General features: G+C 72.7%; 20 protein-coding genes. 12 read left to right on the top strand and 8 right to left on the bottom strand.

Annotated features, from left to right (window positions below):
* Window positions 1-404: 404 nt before the first annotated feature.
* Both ABZV77_RS28775 and ABZV77_RS28770 read right to left on the bottom strand, forming a co-directional pair.
* Entirely contained in the window at window positions 405-653 is a 249-nt protein-coding gene (locus ABZV77_RS28775; protein WP_356262672.1) for a hypothetical protein, read from the bottom strand.
* A 190-nt stretch (window positions 654-843) separates the two neighbouring features.
* A complete protein-coding gene (locus ABZV77_RS28770) occupies window positions 844-1,971 on the bottom strand; it encodes a mechanosensitive ion channel family protein (RefSeq protein ID WP_356262669.1) in 1,128 nt (375 codons plus the stop codon).
* 266 nt (window positions 1,972-2,237) lie between these two features.
* On the opposite strand from ABZV77_RS28770, the gene ABZV77_RS28765 reads away from it, so the two are divergent.
* Window positions 2,238-2,774 (top strand): HNH endonuclease, encoded by a 537-nt coding sequence (locus ABZV77_RS28765; RefSeq protein WP_306335859.1) that lies wholly within the window; start codon window positions 2,238-2,240, stop codon window positions 2,772-2,774.
* A 110-nt stretch (window positions 2,775-2,884) separates the two neighbouring features.
* Here the strand turns inward: ABZV77_RS28765 and ABZV77_RS28760 are convergent, their stop codons facing one another.
* Window positions 2,885-5,920, bottom strand: coding sequence for a beta-N-acetylglucosaminidase domain-containing protein (locus tag ABZV77_RS28760; protein WP_356262666.1), 3,036 nt, complete (start codon window positions 5,918-5,920; stop codon window positions 2,885-2,887).
* A gap of 393 nt (window positions 5,921-6,313) precedes the next feature.
* Between ABZV77_RS28760 and ABZV77_RS28755 the strand changes: the two genes are divergently transcribed.
* The 3 genes from ABZV77_RS28755 (at window position 6,314) to ABZV77_RS28745 (ending at window position 8,986) form a co-directional block, all read left to right on the top strand.
* Entirely contained in the window at window positions 6,314-6,550 is a 237-nt protein-coding gene (locus tag ABZV77_RS28755) for a hypothetical protein (protein WP_055569296.1), read from the top strand.
* Window positions 6,550-8,685, top strand: a complete 2,136-nt coding sequence (gene malQ / locus ABZV77_RS28750; RefSeq protein ID WP_356262662.1) for a 4-alpha-glucanotransferase — start codon at window positions 6,550-6,552, stop codon at window positions 8,683-8,685. The genes ABZV77_RS28755 and malQ overlap by 1 nt, the downstream gene beginning before the upstream one ends.
* Window positions 8,686-8,749: 64 nt before the next feature.
* The gene (locus tag ABZV77_RS28745) at window positions 8,750-8,986 is read left to right on the top strand and encodes a hypothetical protein (protein WP_055569298.1); all 237 of its coding nucleotides are present in this window, start codon (window positions 8,750-8,752) and stop codon (window positions 8,984-8,986) included.
* A 112-nt stretch (window positions 8,987-9,098) separates the two neighbouring features.
* Here the strand turns inward: ABZV77_RS28745 and ABZV77_RS28740 are convergent, their stop codons facing one another.
* Entirely contained in the window at window positions 9,099-9,674 is a 576-nt protein-coding gene (locus ABZV77_RS28740; protein WP_356262659.1) for a TetR family transcriptional regulator, read from the bottom strand.
* A 108-nt stretch (window positions 9,675-9,782) separates the two neighbouring features.
* Between ABZV77_RS28740 and ABZV77_RS28735 the strand changes: the two genes are divergently transcribed.
* From ABZV77_RS28735 to ABZV77_RS28725, 3 genes are all read left to right on the top strand, one after another.
* Window positions 9,783-11,276, top strand: coding sequence for an FAD-dependent monooxygenase (locus ABZV77_RS28735; RefSeq protein ID WP_356262656.1), 1,494 nt, complete (start codon window positions 9,783-9,785; stop codon window positions 11,274-11,276).
* A 69-nt stretch (window positions 11,277-11,345) separates the two neighbouring features.
* Window positions 11,346-12,341 carry a DMT family transporter gene (locus ABZV77_RS28730; RefSeq protein ID WP_356262653.1) on the top strand — a complete coding sequence of 332 codons (996 nt, stop codon included), beginning with the start codon at window positions 11,346-11,348 and terminating at the stop codon, window positions 12,339-12,341.
* A gap of 56 nt (window positions 12,342-12,397) precedes the next feature.
* Window positions 12,398-13,309 carry a LysR family transcriptional regulator gene (locus ABZV77_RS28725; protein WP_356262650.1) on the top strand — a complete coding sequence of 304 codons (912 nt, stop codon included), beginning with the start codon at window positions 12,398-12,400 and terminating at the stop codon, window positions 13,307-13,309.
* A 137-nt stretch (window positions 13,310-13,446) separates the two neighbouring features.
* Here ABZV77_RS28725 and pepN read toward each other — a convergent pair whose 3' ends face one another.
* Window positions 13,447-16,014: an aminopeptidase N gene (gene pepN, locus ABZV77_RS28720; protein ID WP_356262647.1), complete on the bottom strand. Its 2,568-nt coding sequence runs from the start codon at window positions 16,012-16,014 to the stop codon at window positions 13,447-13,449.
* Between the two features lie 280 nt (window positions 16,015-16,294).
* On the opposite strand from pepN, the gene ABZV77_RS28715 reads away from it, so the two are divergent.
* Together ABZV77_RS28715 and ABZV77_RS28710 are read left to right on the top strand one after the other, a co-directional pair.
* The gene (locus ABZV77_RS28715) at window positions 16,295-17,572 is read left to right on the top strand and encodes a flavin-dependent oxidoreductase (RefSeq protein WP_356262644.1); all 1,278 of its coding nucleotides are present in this window, start codon (window positions 16,295-16,297) and stop codon (window positions 17,570-17,572) included.
* Between the two features lie 96 nt (window positions 17,573-17,668).
* Complete coding sequence (locus tag ABZV77_RS28710; RefSeq protein ID WP_356262641.1) at window positions 17,669-18,190, top strand: DUF1203 domain-containing protein; 522 nt, start codon at window positions 17,669-17,671, stop codon at window positions 18,188-18,190.
* 3 nt (window positions 18,191-18,193) lie between these two features.
* Here the strand turns inward: ABZV77_RS28710 and ABZV77_RS28705 are convergent, their stop codons facing one another.
* Window positions 18,194-19,069 carry a LysR family transcriptional regulator gene (locus tag ABZV77_RS28705; RefSeq protein ID WP_356262638.1) on the bottom strand — a complete coding sequence of 292 codons (876 nt, stop codon included), beginning with the start codon at window positions 19,067-19,069 and terminating at the stop codon, window positions 18,194-18,196.
* Between the two features lie 102 nt (window positions 19,070-19,171).
* On the opposite strand from ABZV77_RS28705, the gene ABZV77_RS28700 reads away from it, so the two are divergent.
* The gene (locus tag ABZV77_RS28700; protein WP_356262635.1) at window positions 19,172-20,371 is read left to right on the top strand and encodes an MFS transporter; all 1,200 of its coding nucleotides are present in this window, start codon (window positions 19,172-19,174) and stop codon (window positions 20,369-20,371) included.
* 28 nt (window positions 20,372-20,399) lie between these two features.
* Here ABZV77_RS28700 and ABZV77_RS28695 read toward each other — a convergent pair whose 3' ends face one another.
* Window positions 20,400-21,416: an aspartate-semialdehyde dehydrogenase gene (locus ABZV77_RS28695; RefSeq protein WP_356262632.1), complete on the bottom strand. Its 1,017-nt coding sequence runs from the start codon at window positions 21,414-21,416 to the stop codon at window positions 20,400-20,402.
* 196 nt (window positions 21,417-21,612) lie between these two features.
* Between ABZV77_RS28695 and ABZV77_RS28690 the strand changes: the two genes are divergently transcribed.
* Both ABZV77_RS28690 and ABZV77_RS28685 read left to right on the top strand, forming a co-directional pair.
* Complete coding sequence (locus ABZV77_RS28690) at window positions 21,613-22,146, top strand: sigma-70 family RNA polymerase sigma factor (protein ID WP_356262629.1); 534 nt, start codon at window positions 21,613-21,615, stop codon at window positions 22,144-22,146.
* A gap of 1 nt (window position 22,147) precedes the next feature.
* Window positions 22,148-22,912 carry a hypothetical protein gene (locus ABZV77_RS28685; protein ID WP_356262626.1) on the top strand — a complete coding sequence of 255 codons (765 nt, stop codon included), beginning with the start codon at window positions 22,148-22,150 and terminating at the stop codon, window positions 22,910-22,912.
* 68 nt (window positions 22,913-22,980) lie between these two features.
* Here the strand turns inward: ABZV77_RS28685 and ABZV77_RS28680 are convergent, their stop codons facing one another.
* Window positions 22,981-26,265 (bottom strand): S8 family serine peptidase, encoded by a 3,285-nt coding sequence (locus tag ABZV77_RS28680; RefSeq protein ID WP_356262623.1) that lies wholly within the window; start codon window positions 26,263-26,265, stop codon window positions 22,981-22,983.
* Window positions 26,266-26,309: the final 44 nt, after the last annotated feature.

Genomic DNA, 26,309 nt, shown 5'->3' with positions numbered 1-26,309 from the left:
GGAGTCAAGGGTGGAGCGAAGCGGAATCGGCGCAGCCGACGCGACCGCAGGGAGCGCCCTTTACTCCCGGCCCGGAACCGCCACACTCCGCAAAACACCGGGCGGCCCCGGTGACCTTCAAAGACACCGGCTCACCGAAGTCGCCGACCGATTCAGAGAGGCACGGGAGGCTCGGCCCCCTCTGGGCTGAACATCCAGAAGGCCGGTCCGCTGTCGGCGGAGGTCCCCGTGTTTCGGACCGTCGACCTTCGCAGGCGATGTGGATCAGGGCGGCGACGCTCTGGACGGGGCAGAGGAGTTAAGGCCGGTCGAACCGGCGAGGTCGGGGCCCCGCGTCGCCGTCGCCTGCTGCCCCCGGCGCGGTGCGCCAGGGGCAGTGGGCTCTCGGTGCGATGTCAGCGATGTCAGCGGTAGTAGATGGGCATGATGTGCTTGCTGTCGTCGCACCACACCTCGTTGTACCCGGCGTCATGAGCCATCGGAAGCTCCGACACCTCGCACGCCGCCTTCGAGGGGTAGGCCTCGGCGCCGATGGGGACCCAGCCCGCGCCGGGCGGATCAGCGGCGAAGGCGGTGGTGCTGGTCAGCGGAATGGCGATGGCCGCCGCGCCGACAGCGAGGCTGACACCGATACGAGTACGCCACGACTTCATGGTTTTCTCCTTGCTCGTCCTGCCTGTTCTGAGCTGGTCATACTCAGAGGCGTGGCTGAGCCACGGATTCCACCCTGGTGCGTCGGGTCCGCGCTCCTCCAGAGACCCAGGGGCAGCCCTCCGGGCGGGGGCGCTGTCCGTGAGTGCGTCAGCGCCGCCCGAACCGGCCTTCAGCGCAGCGCCCCCTTCACTACTTCGCCAGGTTCGGCGGCGGTATCGGGGACGCCGCCAAAGACTGCGGGGACGTCGCCGAGGCGTAGGCGGAGGGGGCCGAGACGCCTGCCGAGGGGTCGGGGGCCGCCTCCTCCGCTGCCAGCGGCAGGCCGCCCACGATGCGGATGCCCGCCTCGTCGAACGCCCGCTTGATGCGCCAGCGCAGCTCCCGCTCCACGCCCAGGGACTTGCCCGGCATCGTCTTCGCGGAGACGCGGACCACCATCGAGTCGAGGAGCACGCTGTCCAGGCCCAGGATCTCCACCGGGCCCCACAGCCGCTCGTTCCACGGCTCGTCCTTCGCGATGGCCTCGCCGACCTCCGCCAGGGTGGATTTGACCTTCTCCAGGTCCTCGTCAGGGCGGACCGTCACGTCGACGCCCGCCGTGGACCAGCCCTGGGAGAGGTTGCCGATGCGCTTGACCTCGCCGTTGCGGACGTACCAGATCTCGCCGTTGTCGCCGCGCAGCTTCGTGACGCGCAGGCCGACCTCTATGACCTCGCCCGATGCCACGCCCGCGTCGATCGAGTCGCCCACGCCGTACTGGTCCTCGAGGATCATGAAGACGCCGGACAGGAAGTCGGTGACGAGGTTGCGCGCGCCGAAACCGATCGCGACGCCCGCCACACCCGCGGAGGCGAGCAGCGGCGCCAGGTTGATCTCGAAGGTGCCGAGGATCATCAGCCCGGCCGTGCCGAGGATCAGGAACGAGGCCACCGAGCGAAGCACCGAGCCGATGGCCTGCGAGCGCTGGCGGCGGCGCTCCACGTTCACCAGGAGCCCGCCGAGCGCCGTGCCGTCCACGGCCTGGGCCGTGCGGTTCATGCGGTCTATGAGCTTGGTGATGGCGCGGCGCACCAGGACGCGCAGGACGACCGCTATCGCGACGATCAGCACGATGCGCAGACCGATGCCGAGCCACGTGGACCAGTTCTGCTCGACCCAGCTCGCCGCGTTCGTGGCGCTCTCCTGAGCGTCCTCTAGCGTGGGCGGCTTGGTCTTTTGCGGGTCGTCCGGGTCCGTTCCGGCTGCCGACAGGACGGACAGGAACACGGCAGGTACCTCCAGGTATCGCGGCCTGCCCGGCGAACGAAGAACCGCCATCTAAGCGGAACCGGGGGAACCGGGCAGACCCACCACACTAACGGGGCATCGTGTGTGGATCGTTGTCATGTTCTAGGGAGAGACGGTGCTCACCTGGGGAAGAACGAGGAAGAACGGAGTGCTGTCCCCGTACCGCGTCCGCTGTGGTCGAAAACACTTCAAGGCCGTTACGGGGACATGCTGGCGCTACGACCAGGCATGAGGGGAGACTGACTACAGATCGTCCCGGCGCGAGCCACGCGTCGCCGGCGTACAAGGAGGCATCCGTGCCGCATGTCCTGGTCCTCAACGCGTCGTACGAGCCCCTCGGCGTCGTACCGCTCCGCCGCGCGCTCGTCCTCGTCCTGGAGAACAAGGCTCTCTGCCTCGAGGAATCCGGCGCCTTCATGCACAGCGCAACGCGCACCGTCCCCGCACCCAGCGTGGTCCGCCTCAAGCGGTTCGTCCGGGTCCCTTACCGGGGGCCTGTTCCGCTGACCAGGCGGGCGCTGTTCGCCCGCGACGGCGGTCGGTGCATGTACTGCGGTGGCGTCGCAACCAGCGTCGACCACGTCATTCCGAAGAGCCGAGGCGGCCAGCACGCCTGGGACAACGTGGTGGCGTCCTGCCGCCGCTGCAACCACGTCAAGGCCGACCGGCACCTCATGGAGCTCGGCTGGCGGCTGAGGCACAAGCCCGCGCCGCCATCGGGCCTCGCGTGGCGCATCATCGGGACCGGACATAGGGATCCGCGCTGGCTGCCGTACTTGCAGCCGTTCGGCGCGGAGGACGCGATGGCCCGGATCGACGGCATTTCTGCCTAGCAATCGATCCGGGCTTTGTTGTACGTGAAGTGATGTACGTGAGGTGTCGTACGTGAAGTGATGCATGTGAAGGCGTGCGGCGGACGCGTACGACGGGCGTGCGGCGGTCGCTACCTGTCGGCGACCGCGTACGCCTCCACGGACCAGAGCGAGTAGCCGAAGCGCGTGGCCCGCCGGTCGCCCTGCACCCGGACGAAGCGGGTGTCGCGCGCATCCATGCGGACCGCCTCACGGCCGCCCCCGCCGTCCCGCACGGTCGCCGCCGTGCGCCAGGTCCTGCCGTCGGCCGACGTCTGCACGCGGTAACCCGCCGCGTACGCGTCCTGCCAGCGCAGCACCACCTGGCCGAGCCTGACCGGCTCCGCGAGCTCCACCTGCCACCACGCGCCGTCCTCGGCCGGGGACGACCAGCGGGACTCCGGGTCCCCGTCGACCGCCGCCGACGCGGGGAAGTCCTTCGTCTCGTCGCCCGACGACGACGCCTTCGCGCCGCGCGCCAGGTCGGGCCCGGCGGTGCGCGGGAAGGCACGGACCGAGACCGTGCGGGTCTCGTCGCCGAAGGTCACCGGGATGTCGTACGTCCCCGCGCGGGTGCCCGCGGGGACCGTGATGTCGAGGGGCACGTCGACCTCCGTGCCGCGCGGCAGCGTCGACTCCCCGGGGACCTTCACCTCAATGCCGCCGGGGGCCTTCGCCCGGAGTCGGCCGTGGACGTCGCCGGGGCGCAGCGAGCGCAGTTTCGCCGAGACGCGCAGCGGGCCCCCGCCGATCTCCGCGTCGGCCTCGGTGCGGGCCAGCGACAGACGGGCGTCGGGGGTGTCGGCGAACCAGGGGACCAGGTGGCGGACGGTGCCGTCTGTGCCGCCCGTGCTGCCTGTGTCGTCTGTGAGGGCGGTGCGGATCGCGTCGGCGCGCAGATCCTTGTGCTTCGTGAGGTCGAGCTCGGTGAAGCCGCTCTCCGAGAGGGCGCCGACCCGCCGCCAGCCCTCGCCGGGGACGTGCGCCTCGACGGTGCCCTCGGTACCGGGGTCGGTCAGCGCCGTCACCGCGGTCAGCGGGCGGACGCGGCCGAACCGGGCCGTCGCGCCCTGCGAGGCCCGCTTCCCCTCGGTCCCCGCCCAGGCGGCGTACGCCTTCTGCGTACGCGCGAGGAACGGGTCCAGGACCCCCTCGCCGACGGTGACGCCGCTCGTCCGCAGCTTCTTGCGGAGCTTCGTCAGGGCGCGCGAGCCCCGCCACGCGGCCGCGCCGTCACCGGTGGACTGCGCGGCCAGCAGGTCGACCGCCCTCTCGCCCGCCTCGCCGTAGCGCGCCAACTGCTCGATCCAGGGGCGCACCTCACCGTCGAGCTCGCTGTCGGCCAGGCGGCGCGGCGCCTCCCGCAGCACGGTGAAGGCGGCCCGCAGGCTCCGCGCCGCGCGCTCGTTCCGCGCCCGGTCCGGCGTCGTACGGGCCGCCCAGAAGTCGCGCAGGAGCGGCCGCAGATACGCGGACTCGTCGGCGCCGAGCACGGACGAGGCGTCGTTGCCCGCCAGGGCCCGCAGCGCGCCCCGCGCCTTCGGGTCGCCGCCCGCGAGGTCGTCGATGGCGGCGAGCCAGGACTCGTGGGGGCGGTAGGCGCGCGGGTTCCAGGCGTAGTCGGCGGCCGTGAAGAGGGGGATGCGGGAGGTGGACGGCTGCTCCATGGCGTTGCTGAGGAGGGCGGCCGAGCCGGTGGCGACTGCGGGCTCGCGGCCCGTGTAGGGGCCGAGGAAGATGCGGTCCTGCGCGAAGTCGTTGACGGGGTAGTTGTCCATCGTGACCAGCGGGTGCGGGCCGAACGCCCGGCGGGCGCCCGCGAGCTCGCGCCCCGTGATGGTCCTCGGCACCACGCCGACGCCCGTCCACGCCACCTCGACACGGCGGTCCAGCGCGTGCGAGAGGGCCGCGCGGTACTCCGTCGTCCCGTCCTGGAAGTACTCCGTCGGCATCAGGGAGAGCGGCCCGGCGCCGGGGTGGCGCGCGGCCAGGTGCGCGGCGACCGCGTCGGCGACCCGGGCCTGCGCCTTCGCGGCGGCCTCCGGACCCGACCCGAAGGTCTCGGCGTCCTGCTCGCAGTGCCATTCGCTGTAGCTGACGTTTTGGAACTGCAGCTGGAAGGCGCGCACGCCGAGCGCCCACATGGCGTCCAGCTTGCGGGTGAGGTCCCTGACGTCCCGCTCGGACGACAGGCACATGGCCTGGCCGGGCGAGACGGCCCAGGCGAGCGTGACGTGGTTGGCCTCGGCGCGCTTGGCCAGGGCGCGGAAGTCGGCGCGCTGGTCCGCGGGGTAGGGCTCGCGCCAGCGGGCCTGGCGGTACGGGTCGTCGCCGGGGGCGTAGAGGTACCGGTTCTGCTTGGTGCGTCCCATGAAGTCGAGCTGGGCGAGGCGCTGCTCCCGGGTCCACGGGGTGCCGTAGAACCCCTCGGTGAGGCCGCGCACGGCGGTGCCCGGCCAGTCGCGGATCTGTACGCCGGGGAGGGTGCGGGGACGGGTACGGTCCGCCGCAGGGCCGGTGAGCTGGCGCAGGGTCTGGACGCCGTGGAAGAGGCCGTCCTCACCGGTGCCCGCGAGGGCGACGGTGTCCCGCCCGTCGACACGTCCGACGGCGAGCCGGTACCCGCCCTTCGGCAGGTCGCCGAGCTCACGGGCGCCCAGCGAGCGCAGCGCACGGTCGGCCCCCGCCCCGCCGGCCCGGACGACGAGGCCGCCCGCGGGCAGCGGGTCGCCGTCGCGCACCTCGGTGACGTGCCGGGCGCCGGAGTCGCGGAGGAGGGCGCGCAGGGCTTCCAGGGCGTACGGGTCGATGGCGGGGCCGGAAAGGGAGGCGGCTCGGTGCGGCTCGCCGCGGGGGACGACGAGCACGACGTCGTCGCCGAGCGTGACGGCGCTGCCCGAGTCGCTCATCGACTGGGGGCGCGGCCAGACGGACGGCAGCCGGGAGTCGCTCCTGGGCGCGTCGCTACTGGCGGCGTCCAGGGCGTCCAGGGCGTCCGGAGAGGTGGCGGGGGCGCCGGGCCCGCCGGGTGCCCCCGGGTTCGCGAGGGCGCCGGGCGCGCCGCCGAGCGCGCCCGCGATCACGGCGACCGCGACGGCGGTCACGCCCTTCCTCCGCCGCACCTGCACGGGCCTTGCCCCTGTCTCTGCCCCTGGGGTCCTTGCGGTCCCTTGCGTCACATGTGGCAGCGAGCCCACCACTGCGGCGGCGGGGGTGTCAACGGGGCCGGGTACCGGGCGGGGGATTCTTCGCGGAACCTGCGCGAATCGGGGGGTGGAGGGGGTAGGGGGCCGGTCGGGGACGGGGCCCCGAAGGGTCCGTGACGGGTTCCGCCGTGACGGACATCTTCCCGGGAGCCGCGGGGCCGGAGCCCGTTCTTCCGGGGCGGGGCGGCCCCCGTGAAACAACTTCCGCAGCAAGAAAGGTATGTGACCAGGGTCACGTTGTGGCACCGTATACGTCTGCGCGCCCGCGCACGGGGTAGGGCTGGCAAGACCTGCCCCCTGAGAAGGAGCTCCCACGTGGCCGCCTCCGCAAATCTTCTGCTGTCCGCGCTCTCCAAACAGGTCTCCCACCCCGACTCGGGCCTCGACGGCTCCTGCTCCTGCGGCTGCATCGAGCCGCCCCTCACCAGCGAGCCTCCGCTCGCCGACGCCGCGCCGCTCACCAGCGAGCCGCCCCTCGCCGACGCCGCCCCGCTGACCAGCGAGCCCACCTCCACCGGCATGGCCTCGGGCCTGGACTTCATGGGGGTCTGATGCCCCTTGCCCGGCTGGCCGCTTCGTACGGCGTGGCCACCTCCTACTCCCCGTCTCCGGGACGCACCGTCCCCGCCACCGAGTCCGCGGTGATCGCCGCCCTGGCCGCGCTGGGTGTGGACGCGAGCACTCCGCAAGCCGTCGGGGCGGCGCTGTCGGCACGCGAGGCCGAGCAGGCCGCCCGGCTGCTGCCCCCGACGGTGGTGGCGTGGACGGACGGTCCGCTGCCCCCGTCCCTCGCGGGGCTGCCGCCAGGGACGCGGGTGCGGGTGGAGAAGGAGGAGGGCGGAACGGCCGAGTGGGAGGTCCCCGCGGCGCGCACCCCGCGGCTCCCCGAGGCGCTGCCCACCGGCGTCCACCGGCTCCGCATACGCCCCCCGGGCCCGGGGAAGGGCGCCGGGACCGGAGAGACCGGAGAGACCGGAGAGACCGGAGAGACCGGAGAGACCGGAGAGACAGCCCACCTCGTCGTCGCTCCACGGCGGCTCGGAACCCCGGCGCGACGCACGCACGGACTGCTCGTCCAGCTCTATTCACTGCTGTCCCGGCACTCCTGGGGCATGGGGGACCTCGGTGACCTCGCCGAGCTCGCCGACTGGTCCTGCCGCACCCTCGGCACGGGGTTCGTCCAGGTCAACCCGTTGCACGCGGCCGTGCCCGGACCCGCGCAGGGGCCGGGCAGCGATCCCTCCCCGTACCGCCCCTCCTCCCGGCGCTTCCCCGACCCCGTGCACCTGCGCGTCGAGGCGGTCCCCGAGTTCGCGTACCTGACGGGCAAGGCCCGTGACCGGGCCGACGAACTGTGCCGCCGGGCCGCCGCGCTGCGCGAAGGGGTGCTTCAGCGGGGCGAGCTCATCGACCGCGACGCGGTCTGGGCCCTCAAGCGCGAAGCGCTGGAACTGCTCCACGAGGTCCCCCTCGGTCCCGGCCGCCGCGCTGCCTACAACGCCTTCCTGGCCGAGCAGGGCACCGCCTTGGAGGACCACGCCACCTGGAACGCCCTCGCCGAGACCTACGGCCCCGACTGGCACTCCTGGCCCGCCGCCCTCCGCGACCCGGCCTCGCCCGGCACGGCCCGCGCCCGGCGCGAGGCGATGGACCGCGTCGACTTCCACAGCCGCCTCGCCTGGCTCACCGACACCCAGCTGGCCGCCGCCCAGCGCACCGCGGCGGATGCGGGCATGGACATCGGCCTCGTGCACGACCTCGCGGTCGGCGTGCACCCCGGCGGCGCCGACGCCTGGGCCCAGCAGCGGCACTTCGCCCCGCGCATGTCCGTCGGCGCCCCGCCGGACGCCTTCAACGCGCGCGGCCAGGACTGGGGCCTGCCGCCCTGGCGCCCGGACCGCCTCGCCGAGTCCGGCTACGCCCCGTACCGGGCCCTCCTGCGCGGCCTGCTCAGGAACGCGGGCGCGCTCCGCATCGACCACGTCATGGGCCTGTTCCGCCTGTGGTGGATCCCCGAGGGCCGCGAACCCACCGAGGGGACGTACGTCCACTACGACGCCGAGGCGATGCTCGCCGTCCTCGTCCTGGAGGCGCACCGTGCGGACGCCCTCGTCATCGGCGAGGACCTCGGCACGGTCGAGCCGGGCGTCCGCGAGACCCTGCGCGAGCACGGCGTGCTCGGCACCTCCGTGCTCTGGTTCGAGCGGGACTGGGAGGGCACGGGACGCCCGCTCCCCGCCGACGCCTGGCGCGCCGACTGCGTGGCCACCGCCACCACGCACGACCTGCCCCCGACCGCCGCCCGCCTCACCGGCGAGCACGTCCAACTCCGCCACGACCTCGGTCTGTTGACCCGCCCGCTGGCGCAGGAGCGGGCCGAGGCCGCCGCGGACGTGCACGAGTGGCTGGGGCTGCTCTCGCGGCTCGGCCTGCTGCCCGGCGGCACCGGCTGCGAGGAGGACGAGATCCGTGCCGTGCACCGGTTCCTGCTCGCCACCCCGGCCCGCATGATCGGCATCTGGCTCCCCGACGCGGTCGGCGACCGCCGCCCGCAGAACCTCCCCGGCACCTGGGACGAGTACCCCAACTGGCGTCTGCCGGTCGCCGATGCCGCCGGACGCCCCGTCACCCTCGAAGAACTGGCCGCCTCCCCGCGTCTGCACGCCCTCATGGCGGTGTTCCGCTAGGGCGAGTGCGCCCGTACGGCACCCCGGGCGCGCACCCCGTTGAGGAGTTCGCTACGTTGGCACCGTGGACAAGAAGAACGCACTGCGCGCCGGCGCCCTGGCCTCCGGCACGACGCTGATGATGCTGCTCATGTCGTCCCCCGCGTTCGCGGCGCGCGACGACGGTGACGACCCGGGCCCCGGCCTGAGCGTCATCGACACGCTCGGCCTGTACGTCGCCGCGCCCATCGTGCTGTTCCTGGTGATCGCGGGCCTCGTGATGGTCGGCGACAAGTCCCGGAAGCAGCAGAAGCAGGGCTGACCGGGCCCTCGCTCCGACGCACGACTTCACGCCGAGGGCACCCTGTCGCGTACGTATGCAAGTACGTCGCCGCAGGGTGCCCTCGGCGCGCTCACGGCCCCTCGGCCGTCAGTCACGGCCGCTCTGCCGTCAGATAGCGCTGCAGCGTCGGTGCCAGCCACTCCGTGATCTCCTCGCCCGACAGCGCGGCCGACGGCGGGAAGCGCAGCACGTACCGCGTCAGGGCGACTCCCAGCAGCTGTGAGGCGCAGAGCGCGGCCCTGGCCGGAGCTTCGGCCGGGTCGGGGCAGACCTCGCGTGCCACCGGCAGCAGCTGCTCCGCGAAGACGGCCCGCATGCGCTCGGCCCCCGCGTCGTTGGTGATGCCCACGCGGAGCAGCGCGGTGAGCACCCCGTCGCCCTCCCAGACGGTGAGGAAGTGCCGCACGAGCACCCTTCCCACGTCCGCCCGCGGCACCCGGCCGACGTCCGGCAGCCGCAGGTCCACCGAGGTGGCCGCGGCGAAAAGCCCCTCCTTGTTGCCGTAGTAGCGCATCACCATCGACGGGTCGATGCGTGCGTCCTTGGCGATGGCGCGGATCGTCGCGCGTTCGTACCCGTCCGCGGCGAAGCGCTCGCGGGCCGCCGTGAGGATCCCGGCGCGGGTGGCGTCCGAGCGGCGGGGCGCTTCGGTGGTTCTCTCCATCATGCCCACAAACGTAGGCCAACAGGCGTTGACAGTCCATGGGCGCGGTTCTACGTTGGTCAACAAGCGTTGACCAACAAGTGTTGGCACCCTGAGGCGCCGGAGGCGGCCATGAACGGTACGACGGACAGCGCACACACCACCGACACCACCACCGAGGCCGTCGTGGTCGTCGGCGCGGGCCCCACCGGCCTGCTCCTCGCCGGAGACCTCGCCGCCGCGGGCGTCCCCGTCACCCTCGTCGAGAAGCGGGCGCCCGGCATCAGCAACCTCTCGCGGGCGATGGTCGTGCACGCCCGCACCCTGGAGCAGCTCGACGCGCGCGGCCTCGCCGACGAACTGGAGGCCAAGGGCGAGCCGCTCGACCGGCTGCGCCTCTTCGACCGCCTCGCGCTCGACCTCGGGCGGCTGCCCTCCCGCTTCCGGCACGTCCTGGTCCTCCCGCAGTATGAGGTCGAGCGCGTCCTGGAGCGCCGGGCGGTCGATGCCGGGGTGCGCTTCGCTTACGAGACCGAGGTCGCCGGGCTCACCCAGGACCGGGACGGCGTCACGCTCGAAGTCCGCGGCCCCGGCGGCGGATCCGGCACCCTGCGCGCCACGTACGTCGTCGGGGCCGACGGCCTGCACAGCGGCGTGCGCGCGGCGGTCGGCCTGTCCTTCCCCGGCAGGTCCGTCATCCGCTCGCTCGTCCTCGCGGACGTCAAGCTCGCCGAGCGGCCGGATTCGCTGCTCACCGTCGACGCCGACGGCGACTCCTTCGCCTTCATCGCACCCTTCGCCGACGGCTACCACCGCGTCATCGGCTGGGACCGCTCGCGCAACGTCCCCGACAGCGAGCCGCTCGACCTCGAAGAGGTCAGGGGCATCGTCCGGCAGGCGCTCGGCCGGGACTTCGGGATGCACGACGCCCGCTGGATGTCCCGCTTCCACAGCGACGAGCGGCAGGCGCCCGCCTACCGGGTGGGCCGCGTCTTCCTCGCCGGGGACGCCGCGCACGTCCACTCCCCGGCGGGCGGCCAGGGCATGAACACCGGGCTGCAGGACGCCGCGAACCTGAGCTGGAAGCTGGCCGCCGCGGTCAACGGCCGCGCCCCGCAGGGCCTCCTTGACACGTACGAGGCCGAGCGGCACCCGGTCGGCAAGGCGGTGCTGCGCAGCAGCGGCGGGCTCGTCAGGCTCGCGATGGCCAAGCGCCCGTGGACGCGCGCGGCCCGCGCCGCTCTCGCCACCGTCGTAAGCCGGGTGCCCGCGGCGCGCGCCGGGGCGGCGGGCCAGATCACCGGCATCGGCATCGCGTACCCGGCCCCCAGGGGCGCCCACCGCCTCGTCGGGCGCAGGGTCCCGGATGTCGCGCTCAAGGAGGGGCGTCTCTACGAGGTCCTACGCGCGGGCGAGTTCGTGCTGATCGCCCCCGAGAACGAGAAGTGCGCGACGGGCCACGCGGTCCGGGCCCACTGGGCGAGCGACCGCCGCACGACGGTCCTGGTCCGCCCCGACGGGTACGTGGCGTGGGCGGCGGAGGAGACGTGGGCGGAGGAGGTGGAGGCGGAACTGGGGAAGTGGGCGCTGAACCAGAGCACGACCACCCACCAGACTATTCGCTAGTGCTTAACATTAACCGCGAAAAGTTTCGATGGACGTGATGAATGGTGGGGTGCGACGGTTGTCCCGAACATGACCGAGACGCCCCGCGGAGCCGGGGAGACAGGCAAGGGATACCTCGTGACCGTCCTCGACCGGACCAGCACCCGCACCGCGCAGACGCAGCCGACCGAGCCGGTCGCCACGGCGGGAGCCGTGCGCCCCATCGGTGTCGGCCTCGCCCTCGCGGCCCTCGCCACCGTCGTCTGGTCGGGCAGCTTCGTCACCTCCCGCGCCCTGCACGATGCCGTGCCGCCCGTCCAGCACGCGTTCTGGCGCTGGATCATCGCCATCGCCGCGGTCGCGCCGTTCGCGGCGCGGCAGACCTGGCGGCAGCGGAGACTGCTCCGCGAGCACCTCAAGTTCCTGCTCCTCGCCTCCCTGCTGGGCGTCACCGTCTACAACACCCTGGTGAACCAGGCCGGTATGACGACCACCGCGAGCAACATGGGCATGATCATGGCCGCGTCGCCGGTCCTGATGGCGGTCTACGAACGGATCGGCGGCGCCCGGCTCGGCGCGCGGCGGGTCACCGGCATGCTCGTCGCCTGCGCCGGGGTCCTGCTCCTGGTCAGCAAGGGCTCGCTCACCATGGACTTCGCGGTCGGCGATCTCTGGATCATCGCGGCCGCGCTCTCCTTCGGCTCGTACAGCGCACTGCTCAAGCGCAAGCCCGCGGAGATCGGCGGGCTCCCCTTCCTCTTCTCGACGTTCGTGCTCGGCGCGCTGCTGCTGCTCCCGGTGTTCGTGGCCAGCTACGTACTGCAGGGCGGCTTCGAGCCGACCGCCGCCACGGTCTCCCCGCTCCTCTACGTCGGCGTGGTGTCGTCCGCGGTCGCCTTCTTCGCCTGGAACAAGGCGATCTCGATCATCGGGGCGGCCCGCGCCGGGGTCGTCTACTACCTCCAGCCGGTCTGTGTCGCCCTGCTCTCCTTCGCGGTACTCGGCGAGGCGATGGGGTGGCTGCAGGTGCTGTGCATGGGCCTGATCCTGGGCGGCGTCGTGCTCGGCGCGGCCCGCACGAAGTGAGCCAGGGGGCGCGGCCGGTGGGTTCCGCGCTTCTGACCAGTCGGTACGTTGGGCTCATGAGCGAGTGGGACATCAAGAAGCTGCAGATCCTGCGCACGTTGAGCGAGCGGGGCACGGTGACGGCGACGGCGCAGACGCTGCAGATGACGCCGTCGGCCGTCTCCCAGCAGCTGTCCAACCTCGCCAAACAGCTGGGCGTACCGCTCCTGGAGGCGCACGGGAGGCGGGTCCGCCTCACCGACGCCGCGCATCTGGTGCTGCGGCACGCGGAGGCGGTCTTCGCCCAACTGGAGCGGGCGGATGCCGAGTTGACGGCGTATGTGCAGGGGGAGGCGGGGGAGGTGCGGGTCGGGGCGTTCTCGACCGCGGTGCCCGCGCTCGTCGTGCCCGCGGTGCGGGCGTTGCGGGCGGCGGCGCCCGGCATCTCCGTACGGGTACGGGAGACCGAGGCGGCCCAGGCGTACGAGCTCCTCGCGGCCGGTGAGGTCGACATCGCGCTGTCCCTGGCGGTGCAGGCCCCGGCCGCGGTGGACGCGGACACGCGCTTCACCCGGGAGTCACTGCTCGCCGACCCGCTGGACGTGGCGCTGCCCGGCGACCACGGGCTGGCCTCGGAGGCGGGTCTGCGCCTCGCGGACCTCGCCGGGGAGCCGTGGATCTTCGGCGGCAGCGGTCCCTGGTCCGAGATCACGCGGGCGGCGTGCGAGGGCGCGGGCTTCACTCCGGAACAGGCCCACTCGGCGTCGGGCTGGACGTCGATCCTCGCGATGGTGGAGGCGGGGATGGGGGTGGCGCTGGTCCCGCGGATGGCGGCGGTGCGCAGGGACGGCGTGGTGATGCGAGAACTCTCCGAGGACCACCCGACCCGCCACGTCATCGCCGCAGTCCGCCGCGGCGCCGCAACAGGCGCAGCAGTCTCCCGAGTCCTGACTTCCCTCAGAGAGGCAGTCCCCGAGAGACACAGGTAACCCCGCGGGACGGGCGGGCCGTTTCAGGGGCGCGGGGAACTGCGCGAACAACCCCCACGGCCCGCAGCCGAAGCGCACCGCAGGCGGCCGCAGGCCGGAGATCCCCCCGGCCCGAGGCCGCCCGCGGCCCGGCGGGGCTACACGTCCGCAGACCGCGCCCGCAGGGCCCGCTCAACCCCCGCCCGAGACTCCGTGACCAACCGCCGCAACGCAGCAGAAGGCTCCGCCGAAGCAAGCCACGCATCCGTCGCGTCCAGCGTCGCCCGGGAGATCTGCAGCGACGGGTAGAGGCCGACGGCGATCTGCTGGGCCATCTCGTGGGAGCGGGAGTCCCACGCCCCCTTCACGGAGGCGAAGAACTTCTCCGCGTAGGGAGCGAGGAGTTCACGCTGCTCGGTCTGGACGAAGCCGCCGATCACCGCCTCCTGGATCGCGTTCGGCAGGGAGTCGGACTCGACGACCGAGGCCCACGCCTCCGCCTTCGCCTCCGCGGTCGGCCGCGCCGCCCGCGCCGACGCCGCGTGCCGCTCGCCCGCCGCCGTCCTGTCCCGCTCCAGCTCCGCCGCGATGCCCGCCTCGTCGAGGCGGCCGGTCGCCGCGAGCCGCGCCACGAACGCCCACCGGAGCTCCGTGTCGACGGCGAGGCCGTCCACGGACTCCGAGCCGTCCAACAGCCCCTCAAGAAGGGCCAGGTCCGCGTCCGTGCGGGCCGTCGCCGCGAACGCGCGGGCCCACGCCAGCTGGTGGTCACTGCCGGGCTCCGCCGCCCGCAGGTGCTCCAGCGTCGCCTCCGTCCAGCGGGCCAGCGCCGCGTCACGGCCCGCCGGGGCCGCGTACAGGTCGAGGGCCAGCTTCACCTGGCGGTGCAGCGACTGCACGACGCCGATGTCGGACTCCTTGCCGATGCCGGACAGGACCAGGGAGAGGTACTCCCGCGTCGGGAGTTCCGCGTCCCGCGTCATGTCCCACGCCGACGCCCACGACAGCGCCCGCGGCAGCGAGGCCTCGAAGTCGCCGATGTGGGCGGTGACGAAGGCCAGCGACTCCGTGTCCAGGCGGACCTTGGCGTACGACAGGTCGTCGTCGTTGAGGAGGATGACCGCCGGACGGCCCTTGCCCACCAGCGCGTCCACGGCCGTCAGTTCACCGTCGACGTCCAGCTCCACGCGCTCCGTGCGGAGCAGCTTGCCGGACTCGTCGTCGAGGTCGTAGAAGCCGATCGCGATGCGGTGCGGGCGCAGGGTGGGCTCGCCCTTGGCGCCCTCGGGCAGCGCGGGGGCCTCCTGCTTGACCGCGAAGGACGTGATGACGCCCCGCGTGTCGACGTCCACGACCGGCCGCAGCACGTTGATGCCCGCCGTCTCCAGCCACTTCTTCGACCAGGTCTTCAGGTCGCGGCCGCTGGTCTCCTCCAGGGCGCCGAGCAGGTCGGACAGGCGCGTGTTGCCGAACGCGTGCCGCTTGAAGTAGGCCTGCACGCCCTGGAAGAACTCGTCCTCGCCGACATAGGCGACGAGCTGCTTCAGGACGCTCGCCCCCTTCGCGTACGTGATGCCGTCGAAGTTGACCAGGACGTCGTCCAGGTCACGGATGTCCGCCATGATCGGGTGCGTGGAGGGCAGCTGGTCCTGGCGGTACGCCCACGTCTTCATGGAGTTGGCGAACGTCGTCCAGGAGTGCGGCCACTTCGACCCCGGCGCGTAGGCCTGGCAGGCGGCCTCGGCGTACGTGGCGAACGACTCGTTCAGCCACAGGTCGTTCCACCACTCCATGGTGACGAGGTCGCCGAACCACATGTGGGCCAGCTCGTGCAGGATCGTCGCGGCCCGCACCTCGTACGCCGCGTCCGTCACCTTCGAACGGAACACGTACTGGTCGCGGATGGTCACCGCGCCCGCGTTCTCCATCGCGCCCGCGTTGAACTCCGGCACGAAGAGCTGGTCGTACTTCGCGAAGGGGTACGCGTAGTCGAACTTCTCCTGGAACCAGTCGAAGCCCTGCCGCGTCACGTCGAAGATCGCGTCCGAGTCGAGGAACTCGGCGAGCGAGGGACGGCAGTAGATGCCGAGCGGCACGGACTGCCCGCCGGGACCCTCGTACGACGAGTGCACCGAGTGGTACGGGCCGACGATCAGCGCCGTGACGTACGTGGACATGCGGGGCGTCGGCTCGAAGGACCAGATGTCGTCCTTCGGCTCCGGCGTGGGCGAGTTGGAGATCACCGTCCAGCCGCTCGGCGCCTTCACGGTGAACTGGAAGGTCGCCTTCAGGTCGGGCTGCTCGAAGGAAGCGAAGACGCGGCGCGCGTCCGGCACCTCGAACTGCGTGTACAGATAGGCCTGCTGGTCGACCGGGTCGACGAAGCGGTGCAGGCCCTCACCGGTGTTGGTGTAATCGCAGTCGGCGACGACCTTCAGCTCGTTCGTACCGGCCTGCAGGTGCCGCAGCGCGATGCGCGAGTCACGGAACACCGCGCCGACTTCCAGCGCGTGGCCGTTCAGGACGACCTCGTGGACCGCGGGGGCCACCAGGTCGATGAAGGTCTCGGCGCCCGCCTCCGCGGCGTCGAAGCGCACCGTGGTGACGGACCGGTAGGTCCCGCCCTCCTGCGCGCCGGAGAGGTCGAGATCGACCTCGTACGAGTCAACGGTGAGCAGCTTCGCCCGCTGCTGCGCCTCTTCGCGGGTCAGATTGGTGCCGGGCACGCGGTCATCTCCTCGGGTACGACTTGTGGTCTTGTGGCTGAGAAATATCAGGTCGTCGGGGGGTGCGACTTGTGGTGTTTCCGGCCATCCTTCCATGCCCCCGGGGATGGCCGCCCGGCCCATTGTTCTCCCGCTGCCGTGCGGTTACGCTCCGCGCGTTCGCACCCGTCCCGACAGGCCGCAGACCACGGCCGCAAGGGCGGGGCAGGGACCACAGGGGGATACGGGAGATGCTGGGGACCGAGAGGCCGGCCGACACCGGCCCGGCCGCACGACGGCCATGACCGACGTACTGGTGGCGGGCGCGGGCATCGGAGGGCTCACCGCCGCGCTCAGCCTGCACGAGGCGGGCATCGGGGTCCGTGTGGTGGACGCCGCGGAACAGCTGCGCCCCGTCGGCGTGGGCATCAACCTGCTGCCGCACGCGGTGCGGGAGCTGACCGAGCTGGGGCTCGGCGACGAACTCGCGGCGACCGCCGTCGCCCCCGACGAGATGGTCCACTTCGACCGGCACGGCAACCGCATCTGGGCCGAGCCGCGCGGTCTCGCCCTCGGCTACCGCTGGCCCCAGTACTCCGTCCACCGCGGCGCCCTCCAACTGCTCCTGCTCGACGCGGTCCGCGACCGGCTCGGCGACCACGCCGTGCGCACCGGCACCGCCTTCGTGCGCCTCGCCGAGCGCGAGGGCGGCGGACTGCGGGTGATTCTGCGGGACATGTCGCGGGCCAGGGAGTACGGCGTACGGGTGCGGGCCCTGGTCGGCGCCGACGGGCTGCACTCGACGGTGCGGGCCGTGCTGCACCCCGGCGAGGGGCCGCCGCTGTGGAACGGCATCCGGATGTGGCGGGGGATGGCCGAGTGGCACCCCGTGCTGGGCGGGCGGACCGTCGCCGTGGCGGGCAGCAACGTCACCGCGAAACTCGTCGTCTACCCCGTCTCGCAGCCGTTCCAGGAGCGGGGCAGGGCGCTGCTCAACTGGGTGGCAGAGGTGCGGTTCCCTGCCACGCACCACCACGGGATGGCGGGGCCCGCCGACTGGAACCGCTCCGGGCGGCTCTCCGACGTCCTGCCGCACTACGCGGGATGGCGCATCGGCGACCTGGACGTGCCCGCGCTGCTCGCCGCCACCCGGCACATCCTGGAGTACCCGATGGTCGACAGGGACCCGCTGCCCCGGTGGGGCCACGGCCCGGTCACCCTGCTCGGCGACGCCGCGCACCCGATGTACCCGGTGGGGTCGAACGGCGGCTCCCAGGCGATCCTCGACGCCCGGGTCCTCGCGCGCTGCCTCGTCCACACCGCGCCGGACCGGGAGGCGGGGCTGCGGGCGTACGAGGAGGTGCGGCGGGAGGCGGCCAACGCGGTCGTCCTCGCCAACCGCAACATGCCCGCGGACCGCATCCTGCACACCGTCGCCGAGCGCGCGCCCGACGGATTCGACCATGTCGAGGACGTGTTGACGCCCGAGGAACTGGGGGAGATGGACGCGGCGTACCGCAGGACGACAGGCATGGACGTGGCGGAACTGAACGGGCGGGGTTCCTGGGGGCTGGCGTGAGGCGCGGTGCGAGAGACGGGTCCCGGGACGGGTGATGCGCAGTGCGACGTCCGGAAACCGCCAGCCCCGTCCGCCCCCACGCGCGAGGCTCGACCCATGACCACCACGTACCCGCGCACCACCTACACCCCGCTGCCCATCGCCCCCGAGGTCCTCGCCCAGCTCCGCGCCGCCGACGACGCCGGGCAGCCCTGCCTCCCCTTCGTCGACCAGGAGGGCGGCTCCCCGCTCCGCTGCTGCCTGCGGCTCGCCGCCCCCGGCGAGCGCATCGCCCTCGTCTCGTACGCGCCGCTGCGCCGCTGGGCCGCCGAGACGGACGCGACTCCGGGTGCCTATGACGAGCAGGGGCCCGTCTTCATCCACGCCGACCCCTGCGCGGGGCCGTCGCGGGAGAGCGGCGGCTACCCCTTCTCCCGTGCGGGCTCCCTGCGCACGGTCCGCAGGTACAGCGCCGAGGGACACATCGTCGGCGGCCGCCTGCTGGAGATCCCCGCCGAGGAGGAGCAGGGCTTCGACGCCGCCATCGCCGAGGCCTTCACCGACCCGCAGGTCGCCCTCGTGCACGTCAGGGCCCTGGAGTACGGCTGCTTCCACTTCGAGGTGCGCCGACCGGTCTGACGGTCAGCCCGCGTCGGCGGCCACGGCCCGCGCGAACTCCCGTACCCGCTCCGTCTCCCCGTCCCGGTGCCACACCATCCCGAGCACCGAGTCGGGGAGCCCGTCGACCGGCACGAAGACGACGTCCTTGCGGCCGTGGTACTCCGACGTCGGACGGCACAGCAGCATCGCCGCCCGGTCCGCCGCCACCAGCGTGAGGCCCTCCTGGAGCGTACGGACCTCGGGGGCGGGCGGGCCCGAGGGGGCCTGCGCCGCCCGCCAGTACGCGGGTGCCGGGGCCGTCGCCGCGATCAGCGGCGTCCCCGCGAGCTCCGCGGCGGTGAGCGAGGAACGCCCCGCGAACGCGTGCCGCACCGACACGGCGACGGTCTGCCGCTCGCTGGAGAAGACGGGGCCGAGCACCAGATCCGGCTCGGCGACCGGGAGCAGCACGATCGCCGCGTCCACGTCGCGCTGCTGCACCGCCCCGAACGGATCGGCGAAGGGGATCTCCACGATCTCCGTCGCACAGGCCGGATGCCGCTCCTGGAAGGACTCGATGGCCCGCATCAGACGGGCGTCCGCGGTGCCCTGGAAGCCGAGCCGCAGCGTGCCCTCGACACCCCGCGCCGACGCCTTCGCCCGGTCCACCACGGACACCAACTCGGTGTAGGAAGGCTTGAGTTCGGCCAGAAAACGCTCCCCGAGAGTGGTCAGGGCCACCCGTCGGCTCGTACGCTCCACCAGGCGCGCGCCGATCCGCCGTTCCAGGGCGGCGAGCAACTGGCTGACACGGCTCTGCGAAACGTACAGCCGCTCGCCGGCCCGTCCGAAGTGCAGCTCTTCGGCAAGCACCAGGAAGCACTCCAGCTCCCGGATCTCCAGCCCGTTCCCGCTCATGGCGCGCGGTCCCTCTTCCTGCCGACATCGATGAACCCGGCTCATTCAAGGATGAGATCTTCCGCGTTGTTCCCCGGCGGGCGCCCACACAGGGTGGATGCCATGTCACAGAGCACTCGAATACCCACGCAGTCCGTCGCGTTGCCGCCTCCACGCGGGCGTCTCGCCGTCCTCTCCGTCGCCGCGGCCACCTTCTCCGTCGTCACCACGGAGATGCTCCCCGTCGGACTCCTCACCTCCATCGGCTCCGGTCTGCACGTCTCGGACGGCACCGCGGGCCTCACCGTCACCCTGCCCGGCCTCGTCGCCGCGCTCGCCGCCCTGCTGCTGCCCGTCGCGGTGCGCCGCGCGGACCGGCGCACGGTCCTGTACGTACTGATGACGCTGCTCGCCGCCGCCAACGTGGTCTCCGCGCTCGCGCCCGTCTTCGCCGTCCTGCTCGTCGCGCGCGTCCTCGTCGGCGTCTGCATCGGCGGCGTCTGGGCCATCGCGGCCGGTCTCGGGGTGCGGCTCGTCCGGGAGGAGGGTGCGGGCCGGGCCACGGCGGTGATCTTCAGCGGGATCGCGGTGGCCTCCGTACTCGGCGTGCCCGCGGGCACTCTGCTGGGCGAACTGGCGGGCTGGCGCTGGGGGTTCGCGGCCCTCGCCGTGCTGGCCCTGGCCGTGGCGGGGCTGCTCGGCACCGTCCTGCCCAGGCTCCCCGCGCAGGAGGGCATCAGCCTCGGCGCGTTCCCCGCACTCCTGCGCATCGGCCGACTGCGGGCCGGGCTCCTCGCCGTCACGCTCCTGGTCACCGGCCACTTCGCCGCGTACACGTACATCCGCCCCGTCCTGGAGCGGGTGCCCGGCATCGGCGCGGGCCTGATCAGCGGGCTGCTCCTCGCCTACGGGACCGCAGGCATCGTCGGCAACTTCGCGGGCGGCGCCGTCGCGTCCCGCGACCCGCGCCGGGCGCTGCTCGCGATCTGCGCGGGGCTCACCGCCGTGGTGCTGCTCATGGTGCCCGCGGGCGGCTCGCTCGCCGCCTCGGTGGCGCTGCTCGTGGCGTGGGGTCTGGCGTACGGCGGGGTGTCGGTCTCCGCGCAGAACTGGGTGATGACCGCCGCCCCGCACGCCCGTGAGGCGGCATCGGCGCTCTTCGCGGGCGTGTTCAACGTGGCGATAGCCCTCGGCGCCTTCGCGGGCGGCCGGGTCGCGGACGGCCACGGGGCCGGAGCGGTGCTGTGGCTGGGCGGCGGGCTCGCCGGGCTCGCGCTGGTGGCCGTGGCGTGCGCGAAGGGGGCGGCCACCGGGAAAAGGTGACCGCCCCCTTCGGCGTACGGGCCGGGGATCAGCCCTTGAGCTCCGCGGCGACGAGCTCCGCGATCTGGACGGCGTTCAGCGCCGCGCCCTTGCGGAGGTTGTCGTCGGAGATGAAGAACGCCAGGCCGTTCTCGACCGTCTCGTCCTTGCGGATGCGGCCCACGAACGCGTCGTCCTTGCCCGCGGCGACCAGCGGCGTGGGCACCTCGGTGACGACGACGCCCTCGGCCGCTTCGAGCAGCTCGGTGGCGCGCTCGGGGCTCAGGGGGCGCGCGAAGCGCGCGTTGACCTGGAGGGAGTGGCCGGTGAAGACGGGGACGCGCACGCACGTGCCCGAGACCTTCAGCTCCGGGATCTCCAGGATCTTGCGGGACTCGTGGCGGAGCTTCTGCTCCTCGTCCGTCTCGTTCAGGCCGTCGTCGACGACGGAGCCCGCCATCGGCAGGACGTTGTACGCGATCGGCGCGACGTACTTGTCGGGCTCGGGGAAGTCGACCGAAGAGCCGTCGTGGGTGAGCTTGGGAGCCTCCTCGCCGACCTTCTTGACCTGCTCGAACAGCTCCTCGACACCGGCGAGGCCGGAGCCGGAGACCGCCTGGTAGGTGGCGACGACCAGCGCTTCGAGGCCCGCCTCGGCGTGCAGCGGCCGCAGGACGGGCATCGCGGCCATCGTCGTGCAGTTCGGGTTCGCGATGATGCCCTTGGGGCGGTTCCTGATCGCGTGCGGGTTCACCTCGGAGACCACGAGGGGGACCTCGGGGTGACGGCGCCAGGCGGAGGAGTTGTCGATCACGACGGCGCCCTGCGAGGCGACCTTCTCCGCGAGGGCCTTGGAGGTGGCGCCGCCCGCGGAGAACAGCACGATGTCCAGGCCCGTGTAGTCGGCCGTGGAGGCGTCCTCGACGGTCACGCCGTCGATGACCTTCCCCGCGCTGCGGGCCGAGGCGAAGAGGCGCAGCTCGTCGGCCGGGAACTTCCGCTCGGCGAGGATCTTGCGCATGACCTTGCCGACCTGACCGGTGGCTCCGACGATTCCGACCTTCACAGGGACTTCCTCCATATGTGCGTGCGGCCTCGTGACCTCGGCCGGTCTGTGGGGGTGGCTCCATGATGCGTCTGTCCAGGGCCGCGTTGTCCAATCCATTGTCCGAGGTGCGGGACGCCACATTTGTGCCGCGTCGCCGTGAACCTTTCGGGCGCCCCGGGCGTCGTAGGAGAAACGCGGGGACGGGAGGGGCACATTGCTGCGCAGGAAAGTGCGCCGCGTGCAGACGGGGGACGGGGGAGCGGATCCGCTGGACGCGGCCCAGGAGGACCGGGTCCGGGCGGTGCTCGCGCTGGGCGGGGTGCCGCACGCCGACCTGCCCGACGGTGTGCAGCAGGTCCGCCTGAAGCTCCTGGAGCGGGCGGCGGACGGGCGCGAGGCGCCGCGTGACGTGTCCGCGTGGGCGGCCGTGGTCGCCTCCAACCTGGCCATGGACTGGCACCGGGCCCGGCGCAGGCAGGAGCGGCTCGGCGAGCGGCTCTCCGTGCTGTGGCGGGAGGCGACGGACGAGGACGGCGCGGAGAAGCGGGCCACCTCGATGGCCGTTGCCCAGGGGCTCGGCGAGCTGCCGGACGCCCAGCGGCAGGTGGTGGTCCTGCGCTTCTACGCGGATCTGCCGGTCCGGGCGATAGCGGATGAACTGGGCATTCCGGAGGGAACGGTCAAGAGCAGACTGCACACGGCGGTTCGGCTTCTGCGGGCGCGGCTGCACGAAGGGGAGGTGGTGTGACATGCGGTACGACGACTCCGCCGCCGCTGAGGGCGCCGACGCCGCCGCCGACGCGCTGATGACGGCGATCACGGACGAGCCCGTGCCGGACGAGGCGCTGCACGACCCCGGCTTCGCGGCCGAGCACACGGCGGCCCTCGCGGACGTCGAGGCGCTGCGGGGGCACCTCGCCGTCCTGGGGGAGACGCTCGCGGCGCCCGGACCGGCGCGGGAGAAGCCTGTACCCGTACGAGCACCGCGCCCGGCCCGGCGCCGGATGGCCGTCGCGTTCGGCGTGGCCGCGGCGACGGCCGCCGCCGCCCTGGTCGGCGGGCTCGCCTGGCTCGTGGTGGACGCCGGGCAGGGGGCGGGGGACGCTGACGGCGGCGCCGACAAGGCGTCGGGCGCGAAGAGCAGGCCGGAGGGCGGCGCGGACGCCGACCTCAGCGCCGAGGGGTTCGTGGCGTGCTCACGGCTCATCGTGGAGGGCACGGTCACGGCGGTCGACCCGGTGCCGGGCGGTCTGCAGGACCGGGTCACGGTCGATGTGACGCGCTACCTGAAGCCGAAGTCGGGGAGCCCCACGGTCAAGTTCCCCATGGACCGCGCCGTGGACCCGCGCCTGAAGAAGGGCGACCGCGTCCTGATCACCGTCGACAAGGGCTCCGCGGAGCCCGCCAACTGGGCCGTCGGCAAGGAGCGCGACCGCCTCCGCAAGATGATCACCGAGGCCCTGCCCGCCTCGAAGGGGATCCGGTGCGACGACGGGCCGGGGGCGGACCGGTAGCGGTCGCACCAGCAGAAAGGCGCCGGACGGGCTCGGTCGAGTCCGTCCGGCGCCTGGGGGTCACACCGTTACGGCGTGACCTTCTCGACCTTCACGCTGCCGCTGCCCGCGACCGTGCCGCCCGCGTTCAGCAGGGACACCTCGCCGAACAGCTCACGGCCCGCCGCGGCCGGGGCCTTCGCCTCGACCTTCGCGTCGATCTGCGCCGAGGCGCCGTTGGCGAGCTGCACCGTCTTCGACTCGTCGACGGTGACCTGGCCGAGCGCGCCCGAGAAGAAGACGTCACGGTAGTCGTACGCGGTCGATCCCGACGGCACCGAGTAGCCCGTCACCTCGATCGTGTACGTACCGGCCGCGGGCTTCTTCAGGCTGACCGATTCCTCCGAGTCGCCCTCCGCCGAGGAGCCCACGACCGCGCCGTCCTTCTTCACGGCGAGGTCCAGGTCGGCGGCGACGTCCGCGGTGGAGCCGATCGCGACGTCCAGACGCTCCGCGCCCGCGGGCACGACGACCTCGGTGGTCTGCGTCTCGCCCTGCTTGATGGCGGGCCGGGCCGACTTGGACGAGCCGAGCGAGCCGCCCTTCAGCTTGCCGTCGACGGCCGCGAAGCCGTTCGTGGCCTTCCAGGAGACGGGCGCGGGCGTGCCGACCTTCGCCTCGGGCACCGTCTGCACGGCCGGGTCGAAGTCGACGCCGAGCGCGGCGACGTTCAGCTTGTACGGGTTGTCGAGCAGCGGCGACGTCCGGCGCGACTCGACCTCGATCTCCCAGACGCCCGCCTGCGGCTCCGCGTAGGAACGCAGGTCCGGGCGGCAGGTGTTGGCCGGGTTCTCGTAGTTCGGGTAGCAGACGATCGACGAGGTGGAGTCGACCGGGACGCCGTACGGGTGCACCGCGATGAAGCGCGTCTGGCTCTTGTCCTTCAGGCCGCCGAGGGAGACCTCCAGGGACTTGGCGCCCTTGGGGACCGTCACGAAGTACGACTTCGGGGTGTTGCGCTGCGTGGAGTCGGACGCCGAGAAGGTGTACGACGGCTTGGCGAGCGGCGCCGAGACGACGACCGTCGACATGATCTGCTGGTCGATGCCCTCGGTGCGCTCGTCGTCGACGGTGAGGATCGCGCTGTGCAGACCGGCCGTCTTGGCCTTCGCACGGACCTTGACGGTCACCGGCTTGTTCAGCGGCAGCGTCACCTCGTCGTCGCCGAGCAGCTTGAAGGTGCCCTCGTGGTTGTTGACCAGGTCCAGCTCGTGGCGGACGCCGCGGTCCGGGCCCGAGGTGCGGGTGATCGTCACGTCGTACGTCCGCTTCTGGCCGGTCCGCAGGCCGCCCTCGCGGTCGTAGATGCCGGTGCCGGGCTTCTTCAGCTCCTGCTCCAGGGCGGTGTCGACCGGGGCCTGCACCGTGTACGTGTGCGCCTTCGCGCCGTCCTCGATGGCGTCCCAGGCCTCGACGACGTCGATGAGGCCGGTGCCCTGCGCGTACGCCTGCTCGCCGCGGATGTGGCTCGCGGTCGAGGTCAGCGCGGTGCGCAGCTTCGCCGGGGTCAGGTCGATGCGCTCCTGCTTGGCGGCGGAGAGCAGCAGCGCCGAGGCGCCCGCGGCCTGCGGGGACGCCATCGAGGTGCCCTGCAGCATCGAGTATCCGGCGGGCAGCTGGTAGCCCGCCTCGGTGACCGGGGCGCCGGGCAGCCAGGTCTGCGTGGTGTTGATGGCCGAACCGGGCGCCGAGATGATCGGCGCGAAGCCGCCGTCCTCACGCGGACCGCGCGAGGAGAACGGCATCATCGCGTACTTCTTCTCCACCTGGGAGCCGTAGTTGGCGGCCCAGGTGTCCTTGGAGATCGCGGCGCCGACCGAGATGACCTTGTCGGCGAGGCCGGGGTCGCCGATGGTGTTCGCGCCGGGGCCGCTGTTGCCCGCGGAGATCACCAGCTGGACGCCGTACTCGTCGATGAGGCGCTTGTAGAGCTCGGCGCGCGCGTTGTTGCCGTCGTTCAGCGCCGGGAGCCCGCCGATCGACATGTTGACGATGTCGACGCCGCGGTTCGTGACGAGGTCGATCATGCCCTCGGTGAGCGCGACGTTGGTGCAGCCGCCGGTCCAGGTGCAGGCGCGCGACGAGACCAGCTTGGCGCCGGGCGCCGCGCCGTTCATCCGGCCGCCGAACAGGCCGTTGGCCGCGGTGATGCCCGCGACGTGCGTGCCGTGCTCGGACTCGATGACGCCGATGTTGACGAAGTCGGCCTTCTTGCCGACCCAGTCGCCGCCGTACGGGTCGGTGGGCACGTCCTTGCGGATCTCGACGACGAACGGGACGCGCTCGACGACGTCGGTCGCCGGGTCGTCCTTGCCGAAGTAGGCGACCTGGTGGTCGTCCTTGTACGGCTTCATCGGCTCGTCGTCGGTGAAGTCCTTGTTGTCGTTCAGGTCGACGCGGACCGTTCCGGCGGCCGGGTCGTAGAGCACGCCCCAGCTGTCGGTGGTGTCGCCGTCGCGGTTGATGTCGCCCTTGGCGTCGCCGCCGGTGGTGGCCGACTCCTGGAAGCGGTTGACCTGGAAGGAGCCCGCCGGGGCCTTCCACGTCTGGCCGTTCCAGGTGAAGACGGGGCCCGTGACCGGGTTGGTCATGCGGCGCCAGGTGCCGTCCGCGTCCACGATCGGGTCGGTCGCGGTCACCCAGTCGGTGATCTTGCGCTCGCCGGTGGTGGTCTTCTTCAGCGCCGGGTGGCCGAGGTCGATGCCGGAGTCCAGGATGCCGATGGTGATGCCCCGGCCGTCCGCCTTGCGGTGCTTCTGCACGAAGTCGACGGCGCCGGTCTCGGCGGACGGGTTGTACGGGTTGTCCGCCGGGGTCTTCTTGTCCGGACCCGGGTACGTGCCCTTCGCCCCGGCCTTCGCGCCCTTGGCGCGGTCGGCGGCGGGGGTCGGGTCGTCCAGCTCGATCTCGTGGCGCAGGTCGATGGCGTGCACGGACGACAGCTTCGAGGCCGACTTGATCGCCGCGTCGGCCTTGCCGGTCGGCACGGTCGCGCGGACGTAGCCGAGCTTGTCGTAGGTGCGGCCGACCGAGCCGCCCTTGACGCCGTCGAGCTGGTCGGCGACCTGCTCGGTGGCGCCGGGCTCGGTGGCGACCATCATCGTGACGGTCTTCTCGCCGTCCGCCTTGGCGTCGGCGAGCAGGTCGGCGTCGGCCGAACCGAGCTTGCCGTTCGCGGACTTGGGGGCGGGCGCGGGCGTCTCGTCCGCCGCGAAGGCGAGAGGGGCGGCCCCGGTCGCGCAGAGCGCGGCGGTGAGACCGACGGCTATCGCGAGACGGGGCGCGCGTCTGGCGCTGGAACTGGATCTGGGCATCGGCATCCCTGTGCGTGAAGGTCGGGAAGGAGGGTCGAACGGCC

This window comes from Streptomyces sp. NPDC004732 (genome assembly GCF_040609235.1).
Lineage (GTDB): Bacteria > Actinomycetota > Actinomycetes > Streptomycetales > Streptomycetaceae > Streptomyces.
The sequence above is the reverse complement of the archived record's forward strand: the minus strand, read 5'-3'. Positions and strand labels throughout refer to the sequence as shown.

Excerpts from the sequence above, each read along its gene's own strand:
- ABZV77_RS28730 (WP_356262653.1), top strand. The coding sequence starts at position 11,346 with ATGACCGAGACGCCCCGCGGAGCCGGGGAGACAGGCAAGGGATACCTC.
- ABZV77_RS28770 (WP_356262669.1), bottom strand. The coding sequence starts at position 1,971 with ATGGCGGTTCTTCGTTCGCCGGGCAGGCCGCGATACCTGGAGGTACCT.
- ABZV77_RS28725 (WP_356262650.1), top strand. The coding sequence starts at position 12,398 with ATGAGCGAGTGGGACATCAAGAAGCTGCAGATCCTGCGCACGTTGAGC.
- ABZV77_RS28715 (WP_356262644.1), top strand. The coding sequence starts at position 16,295 with ATGACCGACGTACTGGTGGCGGGCGCGGGCATCGGAGGGCTCACCGCC.
- ABZV77_RS28740 (WP_356262659.1), bottom strand. The coding sequence starts at position 9,674 with ATGATGGAGAGAACCACCGAAGCGCCCCGCCGCTCGGACGCCACCCGC.
- ABZV77_RS28735 (WP_356262656.1), top strand. The coding sequence starts at position 9,783 with ATGAACGGTACGACGGACAGCGCACACACCACCGACACCACCACCGAG.
- ABZV77_RS28685 (WP_356262626.1), top strand. The coding sequence starts at position 22,148 with ATGCGGTACGACGACTCCGCCGCCGCTGAGGGCGCCGACGCCGCCGCC.
- ABZV77_RS28710 (WP_356262641.1), top strand. The coding sequence starts at position 17,669 with ATGACCACCACGTACCCGCGCACCACCTACACCCCGCTGCCCATCGCC.
- malQ (WP_356262662.1), top strand. The coding sequence starts at position 6,550 with ATGCCCCTTGCCCGGCTGGCCGCTTCGTACGGCGTGGCCACCTCCTAC.
- ABZV77_RS28700 (WP_356262635.1), top strand. The coding sequence starts at position 19,172 with ATGTCACAGAGCACTCGAATACCCACGCAGTCCGTCGCGTTGCCGCCT.
- ABZV77_RS28705 (WP_356262638.1), bottom strand. The coding sequence starts at position 19,069 with ATGAGCGGGAACGGGCTGGAGATCCGGGAGCTGGAGTGCTTCCTGGTG.
- ABZV77_RS28775 (WP_356262672.1), bottom strand. The coding sequence starts at position 653 with ATGAAGTCGTGGCGTACTCGTATCGGTGTCAGCCTCGCTGTCGGCGCG.
- ABZV77_RS28680 (WP_356262623.1), bottom strand. The coding sequence starts at position 26,265 with ATGCCCAGATCCAGTTCCAGCGCCAGACGCGCGCCCCGTCTCGCGATA.